Source organism: Nitrospira sp. Kam-Ns4a (genome assembly GCF_965152595.1).
The window spans coordinates 2275508-2292354 of record NZ_OZ224218.1; the positions used below are offsets into that span (position 1 = coordinate 2275508).

Below are 16847 nucleotides of genomic sequence, written 5' to 3' on the forward strand. Positions count from 1 at the left end.
GATGGCCGCAGGGCCAAAGTTTCTCGGCAAGCGAGTGGTCCTGGGCGTGTGCGGAAGCATCGCTGCCTATAAAGCGGTCGGGTTGCTGCGCACGCTGATCCGGGAGGGAGCGGACGTGACCGTGGCGATGACCGCGGCCGCCACCCGGTTCGTCACGCCGCTGACCTTCGAGGTGCTGTCGCGCCACCCGGTGGCGATGGACCTCTTCGCCGCCCGCGATCCCCTGCCCCACCTGACCCTGGCAGAGGCCGCCGACCTCGTCGTGGTCGCGCCGGCGACCGCCAACCTGCTGGCCAAGGCGGCGCTCGGATTGGCGGACGATCTGCTGAGCACGCTGCTTCTCGCGGCCGACCGCCCGCTCGTGCTGGCGCCAGCCATGGACGGGGACATGTGGAGCCATCCGGCGGTCCAGGCCCACGTGGCGGTCCTTCGCAGTCGGGGGGCGACGGTGCTGGAGCCGGACGAAGGGCCACTCGCCTCGGGAAAGCTTGGGCGCGGGCGCCTCACCGACGACGCCACGATCCTCGACGCGATCGCGGCCAAGCTAGCGCCGCGTCTCGACTGGGCGGGCCAACGGGTCCTGGTCTCGGCTGGGCCGACGCAGGAAGCGCTGGATCCGGTTCGGTTCATCTCCAACCGGTCCTCGGGCAAGATGGGCTATGCGATTGCCCAGGCCGCGCGGGAGCGCGGGGCCGAGGTGGTTCTCGTCAGCGGCCCGACTGCGCTGCCCCCGCCCCCCGGCGTGGAAGTCGTGCCGGTCGTGACCGCGGAGGAGATGGCCAAGGCCCTGACCACGCGCTTCGGCTGGGCGTCGGTGGTAATCATGGCCGCGGCCGTCGCGGATTTCCGTCCTGCGCGTCCCGCCTCCCGCAAGCTCATGAAGACCGATCAGGCCTGGCGGCATCTGGACTTGGAGCCGACCGAGGATATTCTCGAAACCCTGTCGCGGCGCAAGACGGCCCAACTCCTCGTCGGCTTCGCCGCTGAGACCGAGGCCCTGGCGGCCCGCGCGCGCGACAAGCTGGCCTGTAAGGGGCTCGATCTGATCGTGGCCAACGACGTGACCGCGGAGGGCTGCGGGTTTGGCTCAGACACAAATGCGGCGCTCCTGATCGATCGCGACGGCCACGAAACGGTGCTGTCGCTCATGTCGAAGCGGGAGCTGGCGGACCGGATCCTCGACGCCGCCCTGAGCCTGCGGCTGGCGGCCGACCAGCGCGGTCGAGGCGGAATCTGACCAGGGCTCGACGGCCAATGGCTCCCGCCGATCCGCAGCACGAGGACCCCTCCCTCCGTATCGCGGCGTTCACGAAGCGGCTCGCCAAGGACCCGGCCTCCAAAGCGTTCCTGCCGCTTGCCGAGGAATATGCCAAGATTGGCCGATTCCGAGAAGCGGTGGCGGTGCTCAAAGAGGGTCTGAAGGCCTACCCGACTTTCATTCTCGCCCGCACGGCGCTCGGCCGCGTGTACTACCAGGCGGGCCAGCGCGCTGAAGCCAAAGCCACCCTGCAGGAGGCGATCAAGGACAGCCCGGAAAACCTCCTGGCCCACCGGACGCTGGCCCGGATCTACCTGGACGAGAACGCCCTGGACGACGCCTCGCGGTCCTGTGCGGTGCTGTTAGCCGCCAATCCCAAGGATCCGGACGCGCTCGGGCTGAAGGCCGCCATCGAGCAGCGGCAACAAGGCGCTGGCGGACGTGCGGGCGTTGTCGCCGTCCCTGCGCTGACCCCCATCGAACGGGCGGTGGTTCCGGCGCGGCAGGATGCCGCGCAAGCCTCGTCGGGCGCGGCGGCAAACGACGATGCGAGGGCCAGGAAGGTGGCTCGGCTCAAAGCCTGGCTCGCTACCGTGCAGCGGCGGCGCGAGTCAGAGAGGTCCCGCAGCGAGGTCGATGGAGCCTCCGCTCTCTGACGGTTTGACCAGGGCGGAGGGGCTTGTTACAATAACCGACTTACATCCGACCTTGAGGATGACGACCCAGCCATTCCATGTGCTCGTCCTGCACGGCCCGAACCTGAATCTGTTGGGGCAGCGTGAGCAGTCCGTCTACGGCCCGACGACGCTCGCCGAGATCAACACGGCGATTCTGGAGCTGGCCAAACAGGAGGGCGTCGAGGTGGACATCCGACAATCGAACAACGAGGCGGAGCTGGTGAGCTGGATCCAGGACGCCAGGAACCGGTTCGACGCCATCGTGATCAACCCGGCGGCGTTCACGCACACGAGCGTCGCGATTCGCGACGCCATCGCGGCCGTCGGCGTTCCCACCGTGGAGGTGCATCTGAGCAACCTCTATCGGCGCGAGCGGTTCCGGCATCGCTCCTATATCGCGGGCGTGGCGCTGGGCCAGATCGCGGGGTTCGGCCCATCCAGCTACCTGCTGGGGCTGCGGGCCGCGATCGAGCACCTGAAGGCCGCCGGGCGATCCGGCTCGGCCTGATCGTCCCTCACGGGCAATCAAGGGAGGCAACGGTTCGTGATTTCGACGGCTGATTTCCGCAACGGGGCGCGGCTCAAGCTGGACGGGGAGCCCTATTACATCGTAGAGTTCCAGCACGTGAAACCGGGCAAGGGCGGCGCGTTCGTCCGCACCAAACTCAAGAGCTACAAAACGGGCAACGTGATTGATAAGACCTTCCGCTCCGGTGAAAAGTTCGAAGAGCCCGAGTTGGAGGAACGCGAGATGCAGTTCCTCTACGCCACCGGGGATGCCTACACGTTCATGGACACCGAGACCTTCGAGCAGTTCACCTACGACAAGAAGCAGCTCGGGGAGAACGCCGACCTGCTCAAGGAAAACACGGTGGCGAAAATCCTCATTTATGAGCATCAGCCGATCGCGGTCGAGCTGCCCATTTTCATCGAGCTCAAAGTCGTGGATGCGGAGCCCGGGGTCCGCGGCGATACTGCCTCCGGGGGCACCAAGCCCGCCGTGGTGGAGACCGGTGCCGTCATCAAGGTGCCGCTCTACCTAGAGGTGGGAGAGGTCATCAAGATCGACACCCGAACCCGCGAATACGTGGAGCGTGTGCGGTGAGCGGACGCCGCGACCGCGCTCTGCCCAAGCGTAGGAGGCCGCGCCCTCCCGCGCTCCCCGAGGCTGCACCACCCGAGCCGGGGCGCACCACCGCGCCCGGAGCGGCCTCCGACCGGCGCCGGGAGATCCACGACCTGATCGAGCTCCTCAAGCAGCATAACCTGGCGGAGCTGGAGGTGGAGCACGGGGGGTTCCGTGTGCGCCTCGTCCGCGAGGCGACCGCGACCGTACCCCAGACGGCCACCAGGGAAAGGCCACCCGGCGGGGCGGAGCTCCCCGCCGCCAGCCAGATCCCCCTGCCGGTCAAGGAGGCGACTGGCCTGGTCACCGTCACCTCCCCGATCGTCGGCACCTTCTACCGTTCGCCCTCGCCGGACGCTGATCCCTATGTGGAGGAGGGGGACTTCGTCAAGAAGGGCCAGGTGCTCTGCATCGTGGAGGCGATGAAGCTCATGAACGAGATCGAGGCCGAGGTGGACGGCCGGATCGTGAAGATCCTGGCCGAGAGCACCAAGCCCGTGGAATACGGGCAGCCATTGTTCCTGATCGAGCCGTTGCCTGCGTCCTGACGGCCGTCCACGATCGGGGGGCCGCCGTGTTCAAAAAGATTCTCGTTGCCAATCGCGGGGAGATCGCGCTGCGGGTCATCCGGGCCTGCAAGGAGCTGGGCATCCGGACCGTGGCGATTCACTCGGACGTGGACGCGAACGCCCTGCATGTCCGCGCCGCCGACGAGCGCGTCTGCGTTGGCCCGGCCGAGGATGCGTTGAGCTACCGGAACATTCCCAACGTCCTCAGCGCCGCTGAGATCACCGGTGCCGAGGCCATCCATCCTGGCTACGGGTTCCTCTCGGAGAACGCGCACTTCGCGGAAGTCTGCGAGTCCATCGGGATCAAGTTCATCGGGCCGACCTCCGAGAACATCGCGCTGATGGGGGACAAGGCAAAGGCGCGCGAGATCATGGCCCGCCACGGCCTGCCGGTGCTTCCGGGCAGCCCGGGCGAGCTGCGCAGCGAGCAGGACGCGCTAGAGGCCGCACGCAAGGTCGGGTTCCCAGTGATCATCAAGGCCTCGGCCGGCGGCGGCGGCCGCGGCATGCGGGTGGTCAACAAGGAGGAGGACCTGGTCCGTGCGTTCCAGGCAGCCCAGAGCGAGGCCAAGTCCACCTTCGGGCACGAGGGCGTCTACCTGGAGCGGTACTTCCTCGAGCCCCGCCACATCGAGGTCCAAATCCTCGCCGACGAGCGGGGCCGGGTCGTGTTTCTGGGCGAGCGCGATTGCTCGATCCAGCGGCGGTACCAGAAGTTGGTCGAGGAGACGCCGTCGCCGGCCGTGGACGAGCGGCTCAGGCGCGAGCTGGGGCGGGCGGCTACGGAGGCCGTCCGGGCTGTGCACTACCGGAACGCGGGCACCGTCGAGTTCCTGCTGGACAAGGACCAGAAGTTCTACTTCATGGAGGTCAACGCGCGGATCCAGGTGGAGCACCCGATCACGGAGATGGTGACTGGCCTTGATCTGATCAAGGAGCAGATCCGCGTGGCGGCGGGACTGCCGCTCGCGGTCCGGCAACAGGACATCCGACTGACCGGGCACAGCTTCGAGTGTCGGATCAACGCCGAATGCCCTGAGAAATTCACGCCGAGCCCCGGGCTCGTGACCCGCTACCATCCGCCGGGCGGGTTCGGCGTCCGGGTGGACTCGGCGCTCGAGGTGAACGCGACCGTGGTCCCCTATTACGACTCGTTAATCGCCAAGCTGATCACGCACGGTCGGGACCGCGAAGAGGCAATGGCCCGGATGCGGCGGGCCCTGGACGAGTTCGCCATCGAAGGGATCAAGACGACGATCCCACTGCATCGCCGCATCTTTGCCGACGCCGAGTTCCAGAAGGGTCGGGTGTCCACCAGCTTCCTCGATCGGCTTCTGACCACCACCCCCTCCTGATGAAGGTTCTCGCTCCGGCACCACGCTCCCCTGCCGTCGCCGGCCTGGCTTCCGCATGACCGCCCAGCCCCGTCATGACCCGAGCAGGCTCTCGGGGCTCTACGTGATTCTGGACCAGCGGGCGGCCCGCGGACGGGACCTCGACGACGTGCTGGCCGTCGCCTGTGCCGCCGGCGCGCGGCTGTTTCAGTACCGAAACAAGGAGGCGCCCATGGTGGAGGCCTACCGCGAAGCGGCCCGGCTCCGCCGGCGGGCGGCCGACGCCGGCGCGCTGTTCCTGGTCAACGACCGGTGCGACTTGGCCATCGCGGTAGATGCCGACGGCGTCCACCTGGGGCAGGCCGACCTGCCGCTCCAGCGGGCGCGCGCGGTGCTCGGGTCGGAGAAGCTCATCGGCCTGTCCACGCACTCCGTCGCGCAGGTCCAGGAGGCGGTGCGGGAGGGGGCTGACTACGTCGCGTTTGGGCCGGTGTTTGAGACCGTCACCAAGCCGGACCGCGACCCGCTCGTCGGCGTGGCGGGGCTCGCCCAGATCAGAGCCATGACGACGCGCCCGCTCTTTGCGATCGGAGGCATCAGCCTGGAGAACGTGGACGCGGTCATGGCGGCGGGCGCAGACGGGGTGGCGGTGATCTCGGCCGTCCTCTCGGCGCCCGACATCGGGGCGGCGGTCACGGCCTTTCTGGCGCGGCTGCGCCGATGAGATCGGCCAGCTCGGCCACGGCGGGGTTCGCCGCCAGGCTCGCGACGCCGTGCTCCCAGGAGGTGCGAAGGGAGGGAACATGGGGCAACGGGCCGAGGACCCGCGTGCCGCTCCGCTCGATCAAGAGATCGGTGGTCGAGGCTTCCTGCTCCTGAGTCCAGGGGGATCCGGGGGAAGGCTTTGGCCGGTTGAGGATCAGCGCGAGGATCTCGATCCGGTGCGCCCGTAACGCCTCCAGGGCCAGGAGAGCCTGGCTGACGCCGCCAAGGGCCACCCGGCCCACGACCACGGCCGGGAGCCGCAGCTGCTGGATCAGGTCTCGGACGTCGGCCTCGGGCGTTAGCGGGACGAGCGGCCCCCCGACTCCCTCGACCAGCATCCAGCTGTGGCGGGTCGCTAACGTCTGGAACGTCGCGGCCAGCCGGGCCAAGTCAAGGGCGAGCCCAGCCTTCCGCGCCGCTGCGAGCGGCGCGAGCGGCTCGGGCAGCCGATAGGGGCTGATCAGGTCCAGCGGGTCGGCGACCGCCGCGGCGGCCCGGAGCCGGTCCGCGTCAGAGTCCCAGGTCGGACGATCGGCGATGCCGGTCTCAATCGGCTTCATGACGCCCACGGCCAGGCCCCGGCGAGCGAGGCAGACGGCCAGCGCCGCAGTCACGGCCGTCTTGCCGACGCCGGTGTCAGTGCCGGTGATGAAGCACCCGTACCTCATCTGCAAGTAGCCCATAGCCGGTCGCGAATCGCACCGCAAGCGAGCCAAAGAGGTGGCAGATCCCTCCTAGCTGGTTGCCGCTCGCTAGGTTCTCTTCGCTAGACAATGCGGCTGTCCAGGTTCCAGACCTGGCCGGAGGTTCCCCGCATCGCTGCGAGGTGAAACACGGTCCGCGCCACGTCCTCCAGCGGGACCGTGCAGCCGAGACTGTGATCCCCGAGGTCCTGGTCTTCGGGCAAAGCGCGGCCCGCCAACTCGGTCCGTTGCCAGCCGGGCAACAGGAGATTCACCCGCACGTTGTGGCGCCCCCATTCCTTGGCGGTCGTCTTGACCAGTCCGAGGAGCCCGGCCTTGGACGTGGCGTAGGCCGCCTGGCCGGGTCTGCCCTGGAGCGCGGCGAACGAGCCGATGACGACCACGGCGCCGCTCCGGCGCTCGATCATCCCAGGGCCGACCGCCTTGAGACAATGAAAGGTCCCGGTCAGGTTGGTGTGGATGATGGCCTGCCATTCATCCGGGCTGGTCTTCAGAGCCAGACGGCTTGCGGCCTGCCCGGCCCCACAGACCAGGACATCCAGCACGCCCCAGCGCGCGAGGAGCCCCTGGACCATCGCCTCGACCTGGGCGAACTCGCGCACGTCCGCGCGGCAGGGAAGCGCGTCCCCGCCGGCGCGCCGCACGAGGGCCGCGGTCTCCTCGGCCTCGGCCTGCCGCTCCCGATAGTGGACCCCGACGCGCCAGCCGGCGCGGCCGAACTCCAGACAGACCGCTCGACCGATGCCGCGCGACCCGCCCGTCACGAGCACCGTCCCCAAGGCCTCGCTCTGCTGCGCGGGGGAGCCGTTCACGCTTGCGGTTCTGGTCTGGTGAAAGAGCGGGCTATTATTCCCACTCGGCCGGCGGAAAGGCAAGCGCGGCGCGCACAGCCAGGACCTTGCCGCCTTCCCGGCACTTGTGATACATACGACTCCGGCAACGGGCGGGCCTGAAGGATACGCATGAGGACTCCTCATCTCCTGCTGATGGTCGTGGCGGTGGCGACGGGCTGGTGGGTAGCCGGGGCGACAGGGGCCGCGGCCGCCCCTCCGGTGGCGCAGGTCGTCGCCAATGCGGAGCAGTACTTTCCCGACGGAACCGGCAGCCGGTGGCAGTATCGAGGGCAGGTGGTTGAGGGGCCGATGCAGACCATCGCGACCAAGGGCTTCGTCAACGTCTCCACGGTCAAGGGCACCGAGATCGTGCGGGGCGTCTCGGTCAAGGTCTTCCACGACACGAACCCCGGCAACCACGGCCCGCAGAACAGCTACTATCGCCGGGATGCCGCTGGCATCGTGTACTACGGCTCGGATCCGGGGACGCCGCTCGAGAAGCAGCTCGTGCCCTACCAGATCGTCCGGTTTCCGCTGATGGTCCCATCCTCCTTCCAGCAGTTCGACCGGAAGGGGCTCGATTTCGGCAACGACCTGGACGGGGATGGCACGAACGAGAAGGTGGACGTGGAGGCGACGGTGAGCGTCGTCGGGCGGGAACCCGTCACGGTGCCAGCCGGCGCCTACCCGGACGCTGTCCGGATCGAGGCGCGCATGACCCTGCGCATCCACCTCTCCTCGGAAACGAAGCGGAGCGCGGTTGGGACCGACACGATGGTGGCCTGGTTCGCGAAGGGCGTCGGGCTCGTCAAGTACGTCGAGCGGCAGGAACTGCCGCCGTTCCGCACCGACCGCGGCTTTGTGTCCGAGATCACCGAGGAGCTGGAGGAGGCGACGATCCAGCTCGAGCCGGCCGCGTCACTCGGCCGGAGCGAAGCCCCGCCGGATGGTGTTTTCCGTCACGACCCGCGCGACCAGAAACTCGCGGAGATAGTCCTCGCCGCCAGCCTTCGTTCCCACACCCGATAGCCGGTGCCCGCCGAAGGGCTGGCGACCGACCAGCGCGCCCGTGATCGGGCGGTTGATGTACAGGTTGCCGACGTCGAACTGTTCCCGCGCGCGGGCGATGTGCTCGGGACTCCGAGAGTAGAGGCCGCCGGTCAGCGCGTAAGCGGTGCTGTTGGCGAACCGGAGCGCCTCCGCGAAGTCCCGCGCGCGCAGCACGGCCAGGACGGGTCCGAAGATCTCCTCCTGAGCCAGGCGGTGCTCCGGCCGGATCTCCGCGAAGACCGCCGGGCCGAGAAAGTAGCCCTCCTGCGCCTCAACCTTCCGCTCCACCACCAGCCGGCCTTCACGCTTGCCGATCTCGATGTAGTCGCGCACCTTGGCCAGCGCGCGGCCGTCAATCATCGGCCCTACACGGTTGCCGGGATCCTCCGGCGGACCGATGCGGAGGCTCATCACCGCGTCGGTGAGCCGTCGGAGGAACAGGTCGTGCACCTCCTCGTGGACGATGGCTCGGGCACAGGCCGAGCATTTCTGCCCTTGGTAGCCGGTGAAAGACGCGACGACGCCGGCCACCGCCTCGTCGAGGTCCGCTGACTCGTCTACGATGATCGCGTTCTTGCCCCCCATCTCCGCGATGACGCGCGTGACAGACCGTTGGCCCGGCCGGGGCCGGGCGGCCTGTGCCACGATGTCGAGCCCCACGGCCTGCGAGCCCGTGAACGCGATCAGGTCCACCCCGGCGCTGACGAGCGCCCGCCCGACCTCAGGCCCGCCGGGCAGGAACTGGAGCACGCCCCTGGGAATGCCGGCCTCGATGAGCAGTTCGACGAGCCAGTGGCCCAGGACCGGGGCACGTTCCGACGGCTTGAACAAGACCGGGTTGCCGGTCACCAATGCTGCGGAGACCATGCCGGTCGGGATCGCAAGCGGGAAGTTCCAAGGGGCGATGACTGCGGCCACCCCACGCGGCGCGTAGTGGAGGTGGTTGAGCTCCCCCGGCTCGGTTCCCAGCCGCCGGGGCTCCGCCAGCCGGCGCATCTGCCGGGCGTAGAACTCCAGGAAATCGATCGCCTCTGTGACGTCCGCATCGGCTTCGCGCCAGGGCTTGCCGACCTCGAAGACCTCCCAGGCCGCCAGCTCGAACCGGCGTTGGCGCATGAGCGCCGCCGCCTCGACCAGGAAACGGGCCCGTTCCTCGGCCGGGCGGCTCCGCCAGGCGGCCGCGTGGGCCCGTGCGACCTCGACCGCCTGGCCCACGTCGGCCGGCGCCAGCCCCTGGAGGCGCCCGACCGGTTCCGCTGGCGCGCTCGGGTTCTCCGAGACCAACTCAGGCCCCGTGGGCCGCAAGCCGGGAGCCGTCCAGTAGGTATAGGTCCGCCCCAGGTGCTTCCTGACGTCCGCCACGGCTCGGGCCATGCGCTCCCGGACGGCCGCCTGGGAGAAATCCGCGTGCGGCTCGTTGACGAACCGATCGGCCTGCGCGTGGTGAGACTCCTCCGCAGGGCCCTCCTGGATGGTCGCAGCCGGGGAGCGGGGTGGGGCGAGCAGCTCCTCCAGCGGAACGGACTCCACGTACCGGCGGCGCAGAAACGACTCGTTGGAGGTATTCTCCAGCAGCCGGCGCACGAGATAGGCCATGCCCGGAAGGATCTCGCCCAACGGTACGTAGATCCGCAGCCGCCGCCCGTACTTGACGACCGCCGCCTGGAGCGGCTCGGCCATCCCGTAGATCATCTGATACTCGTAGGCCTCGGGCGCGAGCCCGGACGCCTGGGCCGCCGCCTCGGCCTGGGCCAGGCTGCGGAGGTTGTGGGTGCCGAACGCCGGCCTCACGCGGTCGGCGTGCGCGATGAGCGTCCGGGTGAGCGCCTCGTAGCTCGCGTCGGTCTCCCACTTGTGCGCGAAAACCGGAACGGACCAGCCCCGCTGCCGGTGCATGATCGTGTCGGAATCCCAGTAGGCCCCCTTGACGAGCCGAACGGTGATCGGCGCCCCGCGCTGCCGGACCCATCGGAGCAGCCGGTCGAGGTCCGCCGCGCTGTCCTTGTGGTAGGCCTGCAGGGCGATCCCGCCGTGAGGGTAGGCGCGGTAGGCGTCCTCGGACAGCAGCCGGGTGAAGATGTCCAGCGTCAAATCTTTGAGCTCCGCGTGCTCCATATCGAAGGTGACGGCAGCAGGAAGGGCCACGGCGAGGTCCAAAATCGGCCGGAGCCGGCCGGCGACAGCCGCGAAGCTGCCCTCGGGATCAATCGGGTCGAGTTGGGAATAGAGGGCGGAGAGCTTGACCGACAGTTGGGCGCGCGGAACCGGGCCGAATTGGTCGCGCTCCAAGAGCGGCGTCGCGGGCCAGGCCGGCGTAGCCTGGCCGAGGAGGCGGAGCGCATCGAGGCACCGGTCACGGTACTGGTCGGCCTCTCGCTCGCTCACGGTGGTCTCGCCGAGCAGGTCCACCGAGCAGCCGCGCCCCGACCGCCACAGGTCTAGGAGCCGGGGGAGCGCCTCCGCCGCGGACGGCCCGGCGATGAACGTCCGGGCCATGCGGTCCACCTGAGCCCGGAGGGCCTTGCCGCTCAGCCGGGCCCCCAGACCGGTCGCCGCCGCGGCGCGCATCCCCCAGCCCAGGACCCCGGCGCCCAAGTCGGTCCCGCGGAAATATTCCTCGAACAGGCGGGCCGCCTGCTCGTCGCGCCGCAGCGCGGGCAGGACGTCAATGAAGCGGAAAAGCTGGACCTTGAACGGCTCATCCTTCAGGCACCACTCCAGCAGCGCGCCGGTCCACCAATCCGGAGTAAACACCGTCGGCGTGAGGCCGGCGGAAAGGTCCGCAAGCTCCCGCCCGATTCGCTGAACGGCCAGCTCAAGATCGGGATCAGCCATGGGTCTCCCGACGGACGTGACGGTCGCAGCCTCGTTGTGTAAGTATACACCGAGAAAATATCTCTTGAAATGTCGGGGCAAACCTTGTATGATGCAGCCGCTTTGCGTCATGCCTTCCCTGGATGGAACAACCCTAGGTACATCACGGTAAGTAAGGAGGAGGAGAGTGGAGTCCAAGCAACGTGAACTGGATTACCCGGTCATCGTGTTGTTCGCCGTCGTCATCCTGGCCACCGTGGTCGGCGTGCCCCTGTTCGCGTATCACTACGGGTTCACCTGGCTGGACTGGACCATGTTCGCGGTCCTGTACATGGTCAGCGGGCTGGGCATCACGGTTGGGTATCACCGCCTGATCTCGCACCGCAGCTTTGAATGCCCGGAATGGGTCAAGGCCTGCCTCCTGGTGGCGGGGGGCTGGGCGCTCGAGAACTCGGCACTACGGTGGTGTGCCGACCACATCCGCCACCATGCGCGTTGCGACCAGGAAGAGGATCCCTACAACGCGACCAAAGGCTTCTGGTACAGCCATTGCGGCTGGATCTTCTTCAAGTCTCCGTACCGCGAGGAGAAGTACGAGTCGAGGCTCCGCAAGGACCCGGTCATCATGTGGCAGCATCGGTATTACGTACCGATCGTCCTGTCCGGGCTAGCCCTGCCCTTCGTCGTGGGAGCGTTCTACAACGGCCTGACGGGGGGGCTGGGGTGTTTCCTGCTCGCCGGGGTCTGCCGGGTATTTTTGGTGCTGAACTCGACCTTTTGCATCAATTCGATCTGTCATCTGTGGGGCGCCCAACCGCACGGCCAGGAGGACAGCAGCCGCGACAGCTGGTGGGTCTCGCTGATCACCTTCGGCGAGGGCTATCACAATTACCACCACACGCACCTGCGGGATTACCGGAACGGGCCGAAGTGGTACAACTTCGACCCGTCGAAGTGGCTGATCTTCGCCATGTCCAAAGTCGGGCTCGCCTCTAACCTCCAGCGGGTTCAGTCTTAGGCGCCCTGACCCGCGCCCGCCTCCTCCCGCTGCCTGGCCCGCCGCGGACGGTTAAAGAACAGCGCCGGTGGAAGCCCCATGGCGCCAGCTTTTCGGGCGGGCTGGGCGGAGATTTGTTTCCGTTCGCCACCCTGTGATAGTCTTGGCGGAGATCCAGGCACGCTTGCCGGCGGTGAGCCGGTCAGACCAGATCGCCTCCGGTGCGGCAGGGATGCCGGAGGAGGGCGTTATGGATTGTCCTCGCTGTCAGGGACGCATGGTGAAGGACGTCTTCGAGGACCTGGAGGACGATACGGGCTCCTTGTACTTCACGGGGTGGCGCTGTATCCTGTGCGGAGAAATCCTGGATCCCGTCATCGAAACGAACCGCGGATCGCGTCGCGCTCCGATGGTGGGCCGGGCCCGCAAGAAGTTCGCGTCCTCGCTCAGGTAACAGTGGGGATGTCGCCGCAGAGGGGCTCTTCCCGGCTTCTAGGCGGCGGGCACGCTCGCCGGGAGGATCCAAGGGGGGCTGTGCGCTGCAGCGCCGGTGGCGAGAGCCGCGCTCCCGGAACCGGTTGAACCACACAGCCCGGAGGAGACGAAGAGGATCAACGGCATGGCAGAAGCCAGCGGTGGCCTAGGCGGCCACGGACAGGGCAAAGACGGCCTGATCCCGGACGTCAAACATGTCATCGCGATCAGCAGCGGCAAGGGCGGGGTCGGGAAGTCCACGGTAGCCGCGAACCTGGCCGTCGCGCTCGGGCTTACGGGCGCGCGCGTCGGGCTCATGGACGCCGACATCTACGGGCCGAACATTCCCATGATGATGGGGGCCTCCCGGCCCCCGCAGCAAAAGGACGGAAAGATCGCGCCGGCCGAGAGCCACGGGGTCAAGCTCATCTCCATGGGGTTCTTCGTTCCTGAGGAGACCGCCGTCGTCTGGCGCGGCCCCATGGTCCACACGGCGATCCAGCAGTTCTTCCGGGACGTCCTATGGGGCGAGCTGGACTACCTGCTCGTGGACCTTCCGCCGGGAACGGGGGACGCGCAGTTGACGCTGTCCCAGATCGTCCCGATGACGGGCGCGGTGACCGTCACCACGCCGCAGGAGGTCTCGCTCCATGACGTGCGGAAGGGCGTCATGATGTTCCAAAAGGTCAATGTGCCCCTGCTCGGGCTCATCGAGAACATGAGCTATTTCGTCTGCAGCCATTGCGGTGGGCGGACCGAGATCTTCTCCTACGGCGGGGGCGAGCGGGCCGCGCAGAAGCTGGGCATCCCGTTCCTCGGCCGGATTCCGATTGATCCGGCGATTCGGGCGGGGGGCGACCAGGGCGTGCCGATCGTCGTGGCCGATCCTGACTCGCCTCAGACGGCCGCGTTCAAGGCGATCGCGGCTGCGCTGATCCGGGAGGTCGCCGCCGGAGGCGGTGACGGCGGTCGCCACCCACTCGAGGGCTTGCTCCAAAAGATCAAGCGGCCCTCGTGAAGGGGCCCGACCACCTCCGCCACTTCGAGCGCAGGAGCAGCTATGGCAGACTTCGTCAGGATAGCCGGTACGGCGGACGTGGCGCCGGGCACCGGGTGTGTGGCCGAGGTAAACGGGCACGCTATCGCCCTCTTTAACGTGGACGGGACCTACTACGCGATTGACAACACCTGCGTACATCGCGGGGGGCCCCTGGGCGAGGGAGACCTGGAGGGCGAGGAGGTGACCTGTCCCTGGCACGGCTGGCGGTACAATGTGAAGACCGGTGCCTGCGTCACCAACCCATCCGCCTGCGTCAAAGCCTACCCCGTCAAGGTCGAGGGGACAGACATCAAGGTCCAGGTCTAGCCCGGGGGCTTCCCTCCGTCAGCCCGGCCGCACCGACCATGCCGACCGTCTCCCCCGCACCCAGCGAAGCGGCTCAGATGGACCGCGACGACCTGCTCGCCCTCTACCGCCAGATGCTCCTCATCCGCCGGTTCGAGGAGAAAGCGGCAGAGATGTATGCGCTGGCGAAGATCGCCGGGTTCCTCCACCTCTATATCGGGCAGGAGGCCGTGGCCGTCGGAGCTTGCGCGGCGCTCCGCCCGGACGACTACGTCATCAGCGCGTACCGCGAGCACGGCCACTGTCTGGCCCGCGGCTCGGATCCCAAACGGGTCATGGCCGAGCTGTTCGGCAAGGTCACCGGCCTCTGCAAAGGGAAGGGCGGCTCCATGCATCTGGTGGACGCGGAGCGGCGGTTTATGGGCGGCTACGCGATCGTGGGCGGCCATCTGCCGCTGGCGACGGGGTTGGCCTTCGCGATCCAGTACCAGGGCGGGGACCAAGTCGTGCTCTGTTTTTTCGGGGAGGGTGCGGTGCCCAGCGGGCAGGCGCACGAGGCGTTCAACCTGGCTGCGCTGTGGACGCTGCCGGTCATCTTCGTGTGCGAGAACAACCGCTACGCGATGGGCACGCCGATCCGGCGAGGCATCGCCTTGTATACCCAATTGGCGGAGACCGCGCGCGCCTACGGCATCACGGCCGAGCAGGTGGACGGTATGGACGTCCTCGCCGTCCGCTCGCTCATGTGCACCATCGTGGAGAAGGTGCGGAGCGGGCGCGGCCCTTCTTTCGTCGAGGCGCTGACGTATCGGTTCCTGGGGCACTCGATGGCCGATCCGGCCCACGGGCACTATCGCACCAGGGAGGAGGTCGAGCAGGAGCGCCAGCGCGATCCGCTCCGGCTGCTCCGCGAGAAGCTGGTCAAGGCGAGCCTCGCCACCGAGGGCGACTTCAAGGCCCTGGAGCAGGAAGTCGGTGCGACGGTTGCCGCGGCCGTCCGGTTCGCTGACGAGAGCCCCTTTCCAGGACCCGAGGAGCTCCATCGGGATGTGTTGGTGGAGTAAGGAGCCGAGGCCGCGCCCTATGCTACTCTCCTATCGAGAGGCGTTGAACCAGGCGATGCGGGAGGAGATGCGCCGCGACGAGCGGGTCTTCCTCATCGGCGAGGAGGTCGGCTACTACCAGGGGGCGTTCAAGGTCAGCAAGGGGTTCATCGAGGAGTTCGGGCCGCGCCGGGTGCTCGACACCCCGATCACCGAGGCGGGGTTTACGGGGCTCGCCATCGGGGCCGCCATGGCTGGCCTGTACCCGATCGTCGAGTTGATGACGTTCAATTTCAGCCTCCTCGCCATGGACCAGATCGTCAACAATGCGGCGAAGATCCGCTACATGTCTGGGGGCCAGCTCACGGTGCCGATCGTCATCCGCGGCCCGGGGAGCGCCGCGCACCAGCTCGCTGCCCAGCACTCGCAGAGCCTGGAGACCTGGTTCTGCCACGTGCCGGGGCTCAAGGTCATCGCACCGGCGACACCTGCCGACGCCAAAGGCCTGCTCAAGAGCGCCATTCGCGACCCCAACCCCGTCATCTTCATCGAGGCCCAGCTCCTGTACGGGACCAAGGGCGAGGTGCCGGACGGCGAGTACACGATCCCGATCGGGCGCACGGATGTCAAGCGGGTCGGCGCCCACGTGACCCTCGTCGCCTATTCCAAGATGCTGTGGCTGGCGCTCGAGGCTGCTGAGGCCCTGGCCCGCGAGGGGATCGAAGCGGAGGTCATTGATCCCCGGACCCTCAAACCGCTGGACCTGGACCCGATCGTCGCTTCGGTGAAGAAGACGGGTCGGCTCGTGATTGTCGAGGAGGGGTGGCGCTTCGCGGGCCTCGGCGCTCAGATCGCGGAAAGCGTCTATGCGCACGCCCTGGAGTTCCTGGACGCCCCCATCGTGCGCGTCACCGGCGAGGACGTACCGATGCCCTACACGCGGCCGCTCGAGGATGCGGCCATCCCGGACCGGGCGCGGGTCCTCGCTGCCGTCCGGCGGGTGCTGTACCGGCGATAACGGAAGGAGAGTCCCCATGGTCGAGGCCGCCCCCACGCCCATCGAAACCACCGAGACGCTCGTCCGGCTGTACGTGTTCCTCACCCAATACCTGGACCGGTGCCTGAACGACGCTGCACGGCAGTCCTTTCCCGAGCCGGAGCTGCACCGGCACCTGATGAACACACGCGCGAAGCTGATGGAGATCCTGGCGGTGAATCGGGTCGTCATGGAAAAGGTCGAGCGGGAATGCGAGCGGATCGTCGCGCTCGGGGCCACCTGCCTGCAGGGAGACGCTCAGCGCGCCGCGGCGCTCGAGGAGGTGACTCGGGAGCGAAGCACGCTCCGGAGCAAGACGATCGCCTTGAGCGACCTGCTCGCCGTGTTCCGGGCGCAGGGCCTATGACCGAGGGGCCCGTCGGAGCGATGAGGGGGGAGCGGATCGTCGAGAAATACGAGCTGGCCGGGGTGGACGATCGGGCGCGCGGCTTTACCCGGCTCGTCGAGATCCTGCACCGGGAGACGGCTGCGTTCCGGGCAACCTTCCGGTACGAGGCCCTGCGTGTGACGACCGGCGACGCCGAGACGGCGCGAGGGGCGCTGGCGGAGGTGGTCCGCTTCCTGCACGGCCGGGGGTACAGCCAGCTCCGGAGCCGCCTGAGCTTCCGGCACAAAACCTACCTGGGAACCCAGGAACCCTGGGTGGAGTATCCGGACCCCGACCGTGGAGGGCTCTGGCGGTGGCTGACCGCCTGGTTGCGCCGGTGAGCGCCTGCCGCTAAGCGCCTGGAGGATCGGTGGGGCCTGCTTGCGCTCGGCCGGATGGTCCGCTAGAGTGAATGCGTAAGAGGCACCGAGGCC

The 16847-nt window shown here is 68.0% G+C and carries 19 protein-coding genes; 16 read left to right on the forward strand and 3 right to left on the reverse strand.

The window, feature by feature from the left end; all coding sequences use genetic code 11:
* Nucleotide 1 precedes the first annotated feature (1 nt).
* The 7 genes from coaBC to thiE are packed head-to-tail and all read left to right on the forward strand — an operon-like array spanning nt 2 to nt 5688.
* Nucleotides 2-1237 carry a bifunctional phosphopantothenoylcysteine decarboxylase/phosphopantothenate--cysteine ligase CoaBC gene (coaBC, locus tag ACWHYQ_RS11430; RefSeq protein WP_447972255.1) on the forward strand — a complete coding sequence of 412 codons (1236 nt, stop codon included), beginning with the start codon at nt 2-4 and terminating at the stop codon, nt 1235-1237.
* Nucleotides 1238-1254: 17 nt separating this feature from the next.
* On the forward strand, nt 1255-1914 hold the full coding sequence (locus ACWHYQ_RS11435) for a tetratricopeptide repeat protein (RefSeq protein WP_447972256.1): 660 nt from the start codon (nt 1255-1257) through the stop codon (nt 1912-1914).
* A gap of 58 nt (nt 1915-1972) precedes the next feature.
* Nucleotides 1973-2443 (forward strand): type II 3-dehydroquinate dehydratase, encoded by a 471-nt coding sequence (aroQ, locus tag ACWHYQ_RS11440; RefSeq protein WP_447972257.1) that lies wholly within the window; start codon nt 1973-1975, stop codon nt 2441-2443.
* 36 nt (nt 2444-2479) lie between these two features.
* A complete protein-coding gene (gene efp, locus ACWHYQ_RS11445; protein ID WP_447972258.1) occupies nt 2480-3040 on the forward strand; it encodes an elongation factor P in 561 nt (186 codons plus the stop codon).
* A complete protein-coding gene (accB, locus tag ACWHYQ_RS11450) occupies nt 3037-3609 on the forward strand; it encodes an acetyl-CoA carboxylase biotin carboxyl carrier protein (RefSeq protein WP_447972259.1) in 573 nt (190 codons plus the stop codon). Before efp ends, accB begins: the two co-directional genes overlap by 4 nt.
* A gap of 26 nt (nt 3610-3635) precedes the next feature.
* On the forward strand, nt 3636-4985 hold the full coding sequence (gene accC, locus ACWHYQ_RS11455) for an acetyl-CoA carboxylase biotin carboxylase subunit (protein WP_447972260.1): 1350 nt from the start codon (nt 3636-3638) through the stop codon (nt 4983-4985).
* Nucleotides 4986-5040: 55 nt separating this feature from the next.
* Nucleotides 5041-5688, forward strand: a complete 648-nt coding sequence (thiE, locus tag ACWHYQ_RS11460; RefSeq protein ID WP_447972261.1) for a thiamine phosphate synthase — start codon at nt 5041-5043, stop codon at nt 5686-5688.
* Here thiE and bioD read toward each other — a convergent pair.
* Together bioD and ACWHYQ_RS11470 are read right to left on the reverse strand one after the other, a co-directional pair.
* Nucleotides 5657-6412 carry a dethiobiotin synthase gene (gene bioD / locus ACWHYQ_RS11465; protein WP_447972262.1) on the reverse strand — a complete coding sequence of 252 codons (756 nt, stop codon included), beginning with the start codon at nt 6410-6412 and terminating at the stop codon, nt 5657-5659. The genes thiE and bioD overlap by 32 nt on opposite strands.
* An 83-nt stretch (nt 6413-6495) precedes the next feature.
* The gene (locus ACWHYQ_RS11470; protein ID WP_447972263.1) at nt 6496-7245 is read right to left on the reverse strand and encodes an SDR family NAD(P)-dependent oxidoreductase; all 750 of its coding nucleotides are present in this window, start codon (nt 7243-7245) and stop codon (nt 6496-6498) included.
* A 150-nt stretch (nt 7246-7395) separates the two neighbouring features.
* Between ACWHYQ_RS11470 and ACWHYQ_RS11475 the strand changes: the two genes are divergently transcribed.
* On the forward strand, nt 7396-8295 hold the full coding sequence (locus ACWHYQ_RS11475) for a hypothetical protein (RefSeq protein ID WP_447972264.1): 900 nt from the start codon (nt 7396-7398) through the stop codon (nt 8293-8295).
* Here the strand turns inward: ACWHYQ_RS11475 and ACWHYQ_RS11480 are convergent.
* Nucleotides 8185-11151 carry a proline dehydrogenase family protein gene (locus ACWHYQ_RS11480; RefSeq protein ID WP_447972265.1) on the reverse strand — a complete coding sequence of 989 codons (2967 nt, stop codon included), beginning with the start codon at nt 11149-11151 and terminating at the stop codon, nt 8185-8187. The genes ACWHYQ_RS11475 and ACWHYQ_RS11480 overlap by 111 nt on opposite strands.
* Before the next feature lie 166 nt (nt 11152-11317).
* On the opposite strand from ACWHYQ_RS11480, the gene ACWHYQ_RS11485 reads away from it, so the two are divergent.
* From ACWHYQ_RS11485 to ACWHYQ_RS11520, 8 genes are all read left to right on the forward strand, one after another.
* Entirely contained in the window at nt 11318-12148 is an 831-nt protein-coding gene (locus ACWHYQ_RS11485) for an acyl-CoA desaturase (RefSeq protein ID WP_447972266.1), read from the forward strand.
* A gap of 229 nt (nt 12149-12377) precedes the next feature.
* A complete protein-coding gene (locus ACWHYQ_RS11490) occupies nt 12378-12581 on the forward strand; it encodes a hypothetical protein (protein WP_447972267.1) in 204 nt (67 codons plus the stop codon).
* Nucleotides 12582-12746: 165 nt separating this feature from the next.
* Entirely contained in the window at nt 12747-13619 is an 873-nt protein-coding gene (locus ACWHYQ_RS11495) for an Mrp/NBP35 family ATP-binding protein (RefSeq protein WP_447972268.1), read from the forward strand.
* A 42-nt stretch (nt 13620-13661) separates the two neighbouring features.
* The gene (locus ACWHYQ_RS11500; protein ID WP_447972269.1) at nt 13662-13967 is read left to right on the forward strand and encodes a Rieske (2Fe-2S) protein; all 306 of its coding nucleotides are present in this window, start codon (nt 13662-13664) and stop codon (nt 13965-13967) included.
* 77 nt (nt 13968-14044) lie between these two features.
* The gene (gene pdhA / locus ACWHYQ_RS11505; protein WP_447972270.1) at nt 14045-15010 is read left to right on the forward strand and encodes a pyruvate dehydrogenase (acetyl-transferring) E1 component subunit alpha; all 966 of its coding nucleotides are present in this window, start codon (nt 14045-14047) and stop codon (nt 15008-15010) included.
* Between the two features lie 19 nt (nt 15011-15029).
* Nucleotides 15030-16007 (forward strand): pyruvate dehydrogenase complex E1 component subunit beta, encoded by a 978-nt coding sequence (locus tag ACWHYQ_RS11510; RefSeq protein ID WP_447972271.1) that lies wholly within the window; start codon nt 15030-15032, stop codon nt 16005-16007.
* 16 nt (nt 16008-16023) lie between these two features.
* Nucleotides 16024-16392 carry a hypothetical protein gene (locus ACWHYQ_RS11515; RefSeq protein WP_447972272.1) on the forward strand — a complete coding sequence of 123 codons (369 nt, stop codon included), beginning with the start codon at nt 16024-16026 and terminating at the stop codon, nt 16390-16392.
* On the forward strand, nt 16389-16754 hold the full coding sequence (locus ACWHYQ_RS11520; RefSeq protein ID WP_447972273.1) for a hypothetical protein: 366 nt from the start codon (nt 16389-16391) through the stop codon (nt 16752-16754). Before ACWHYQ_RS11515 ends, ACWHYQ_RS11520 begins: the two co-directional genes overlap by 4 nt.
* Nucleotides 16755-16847 lie beyond the last annotated feature (93 nt).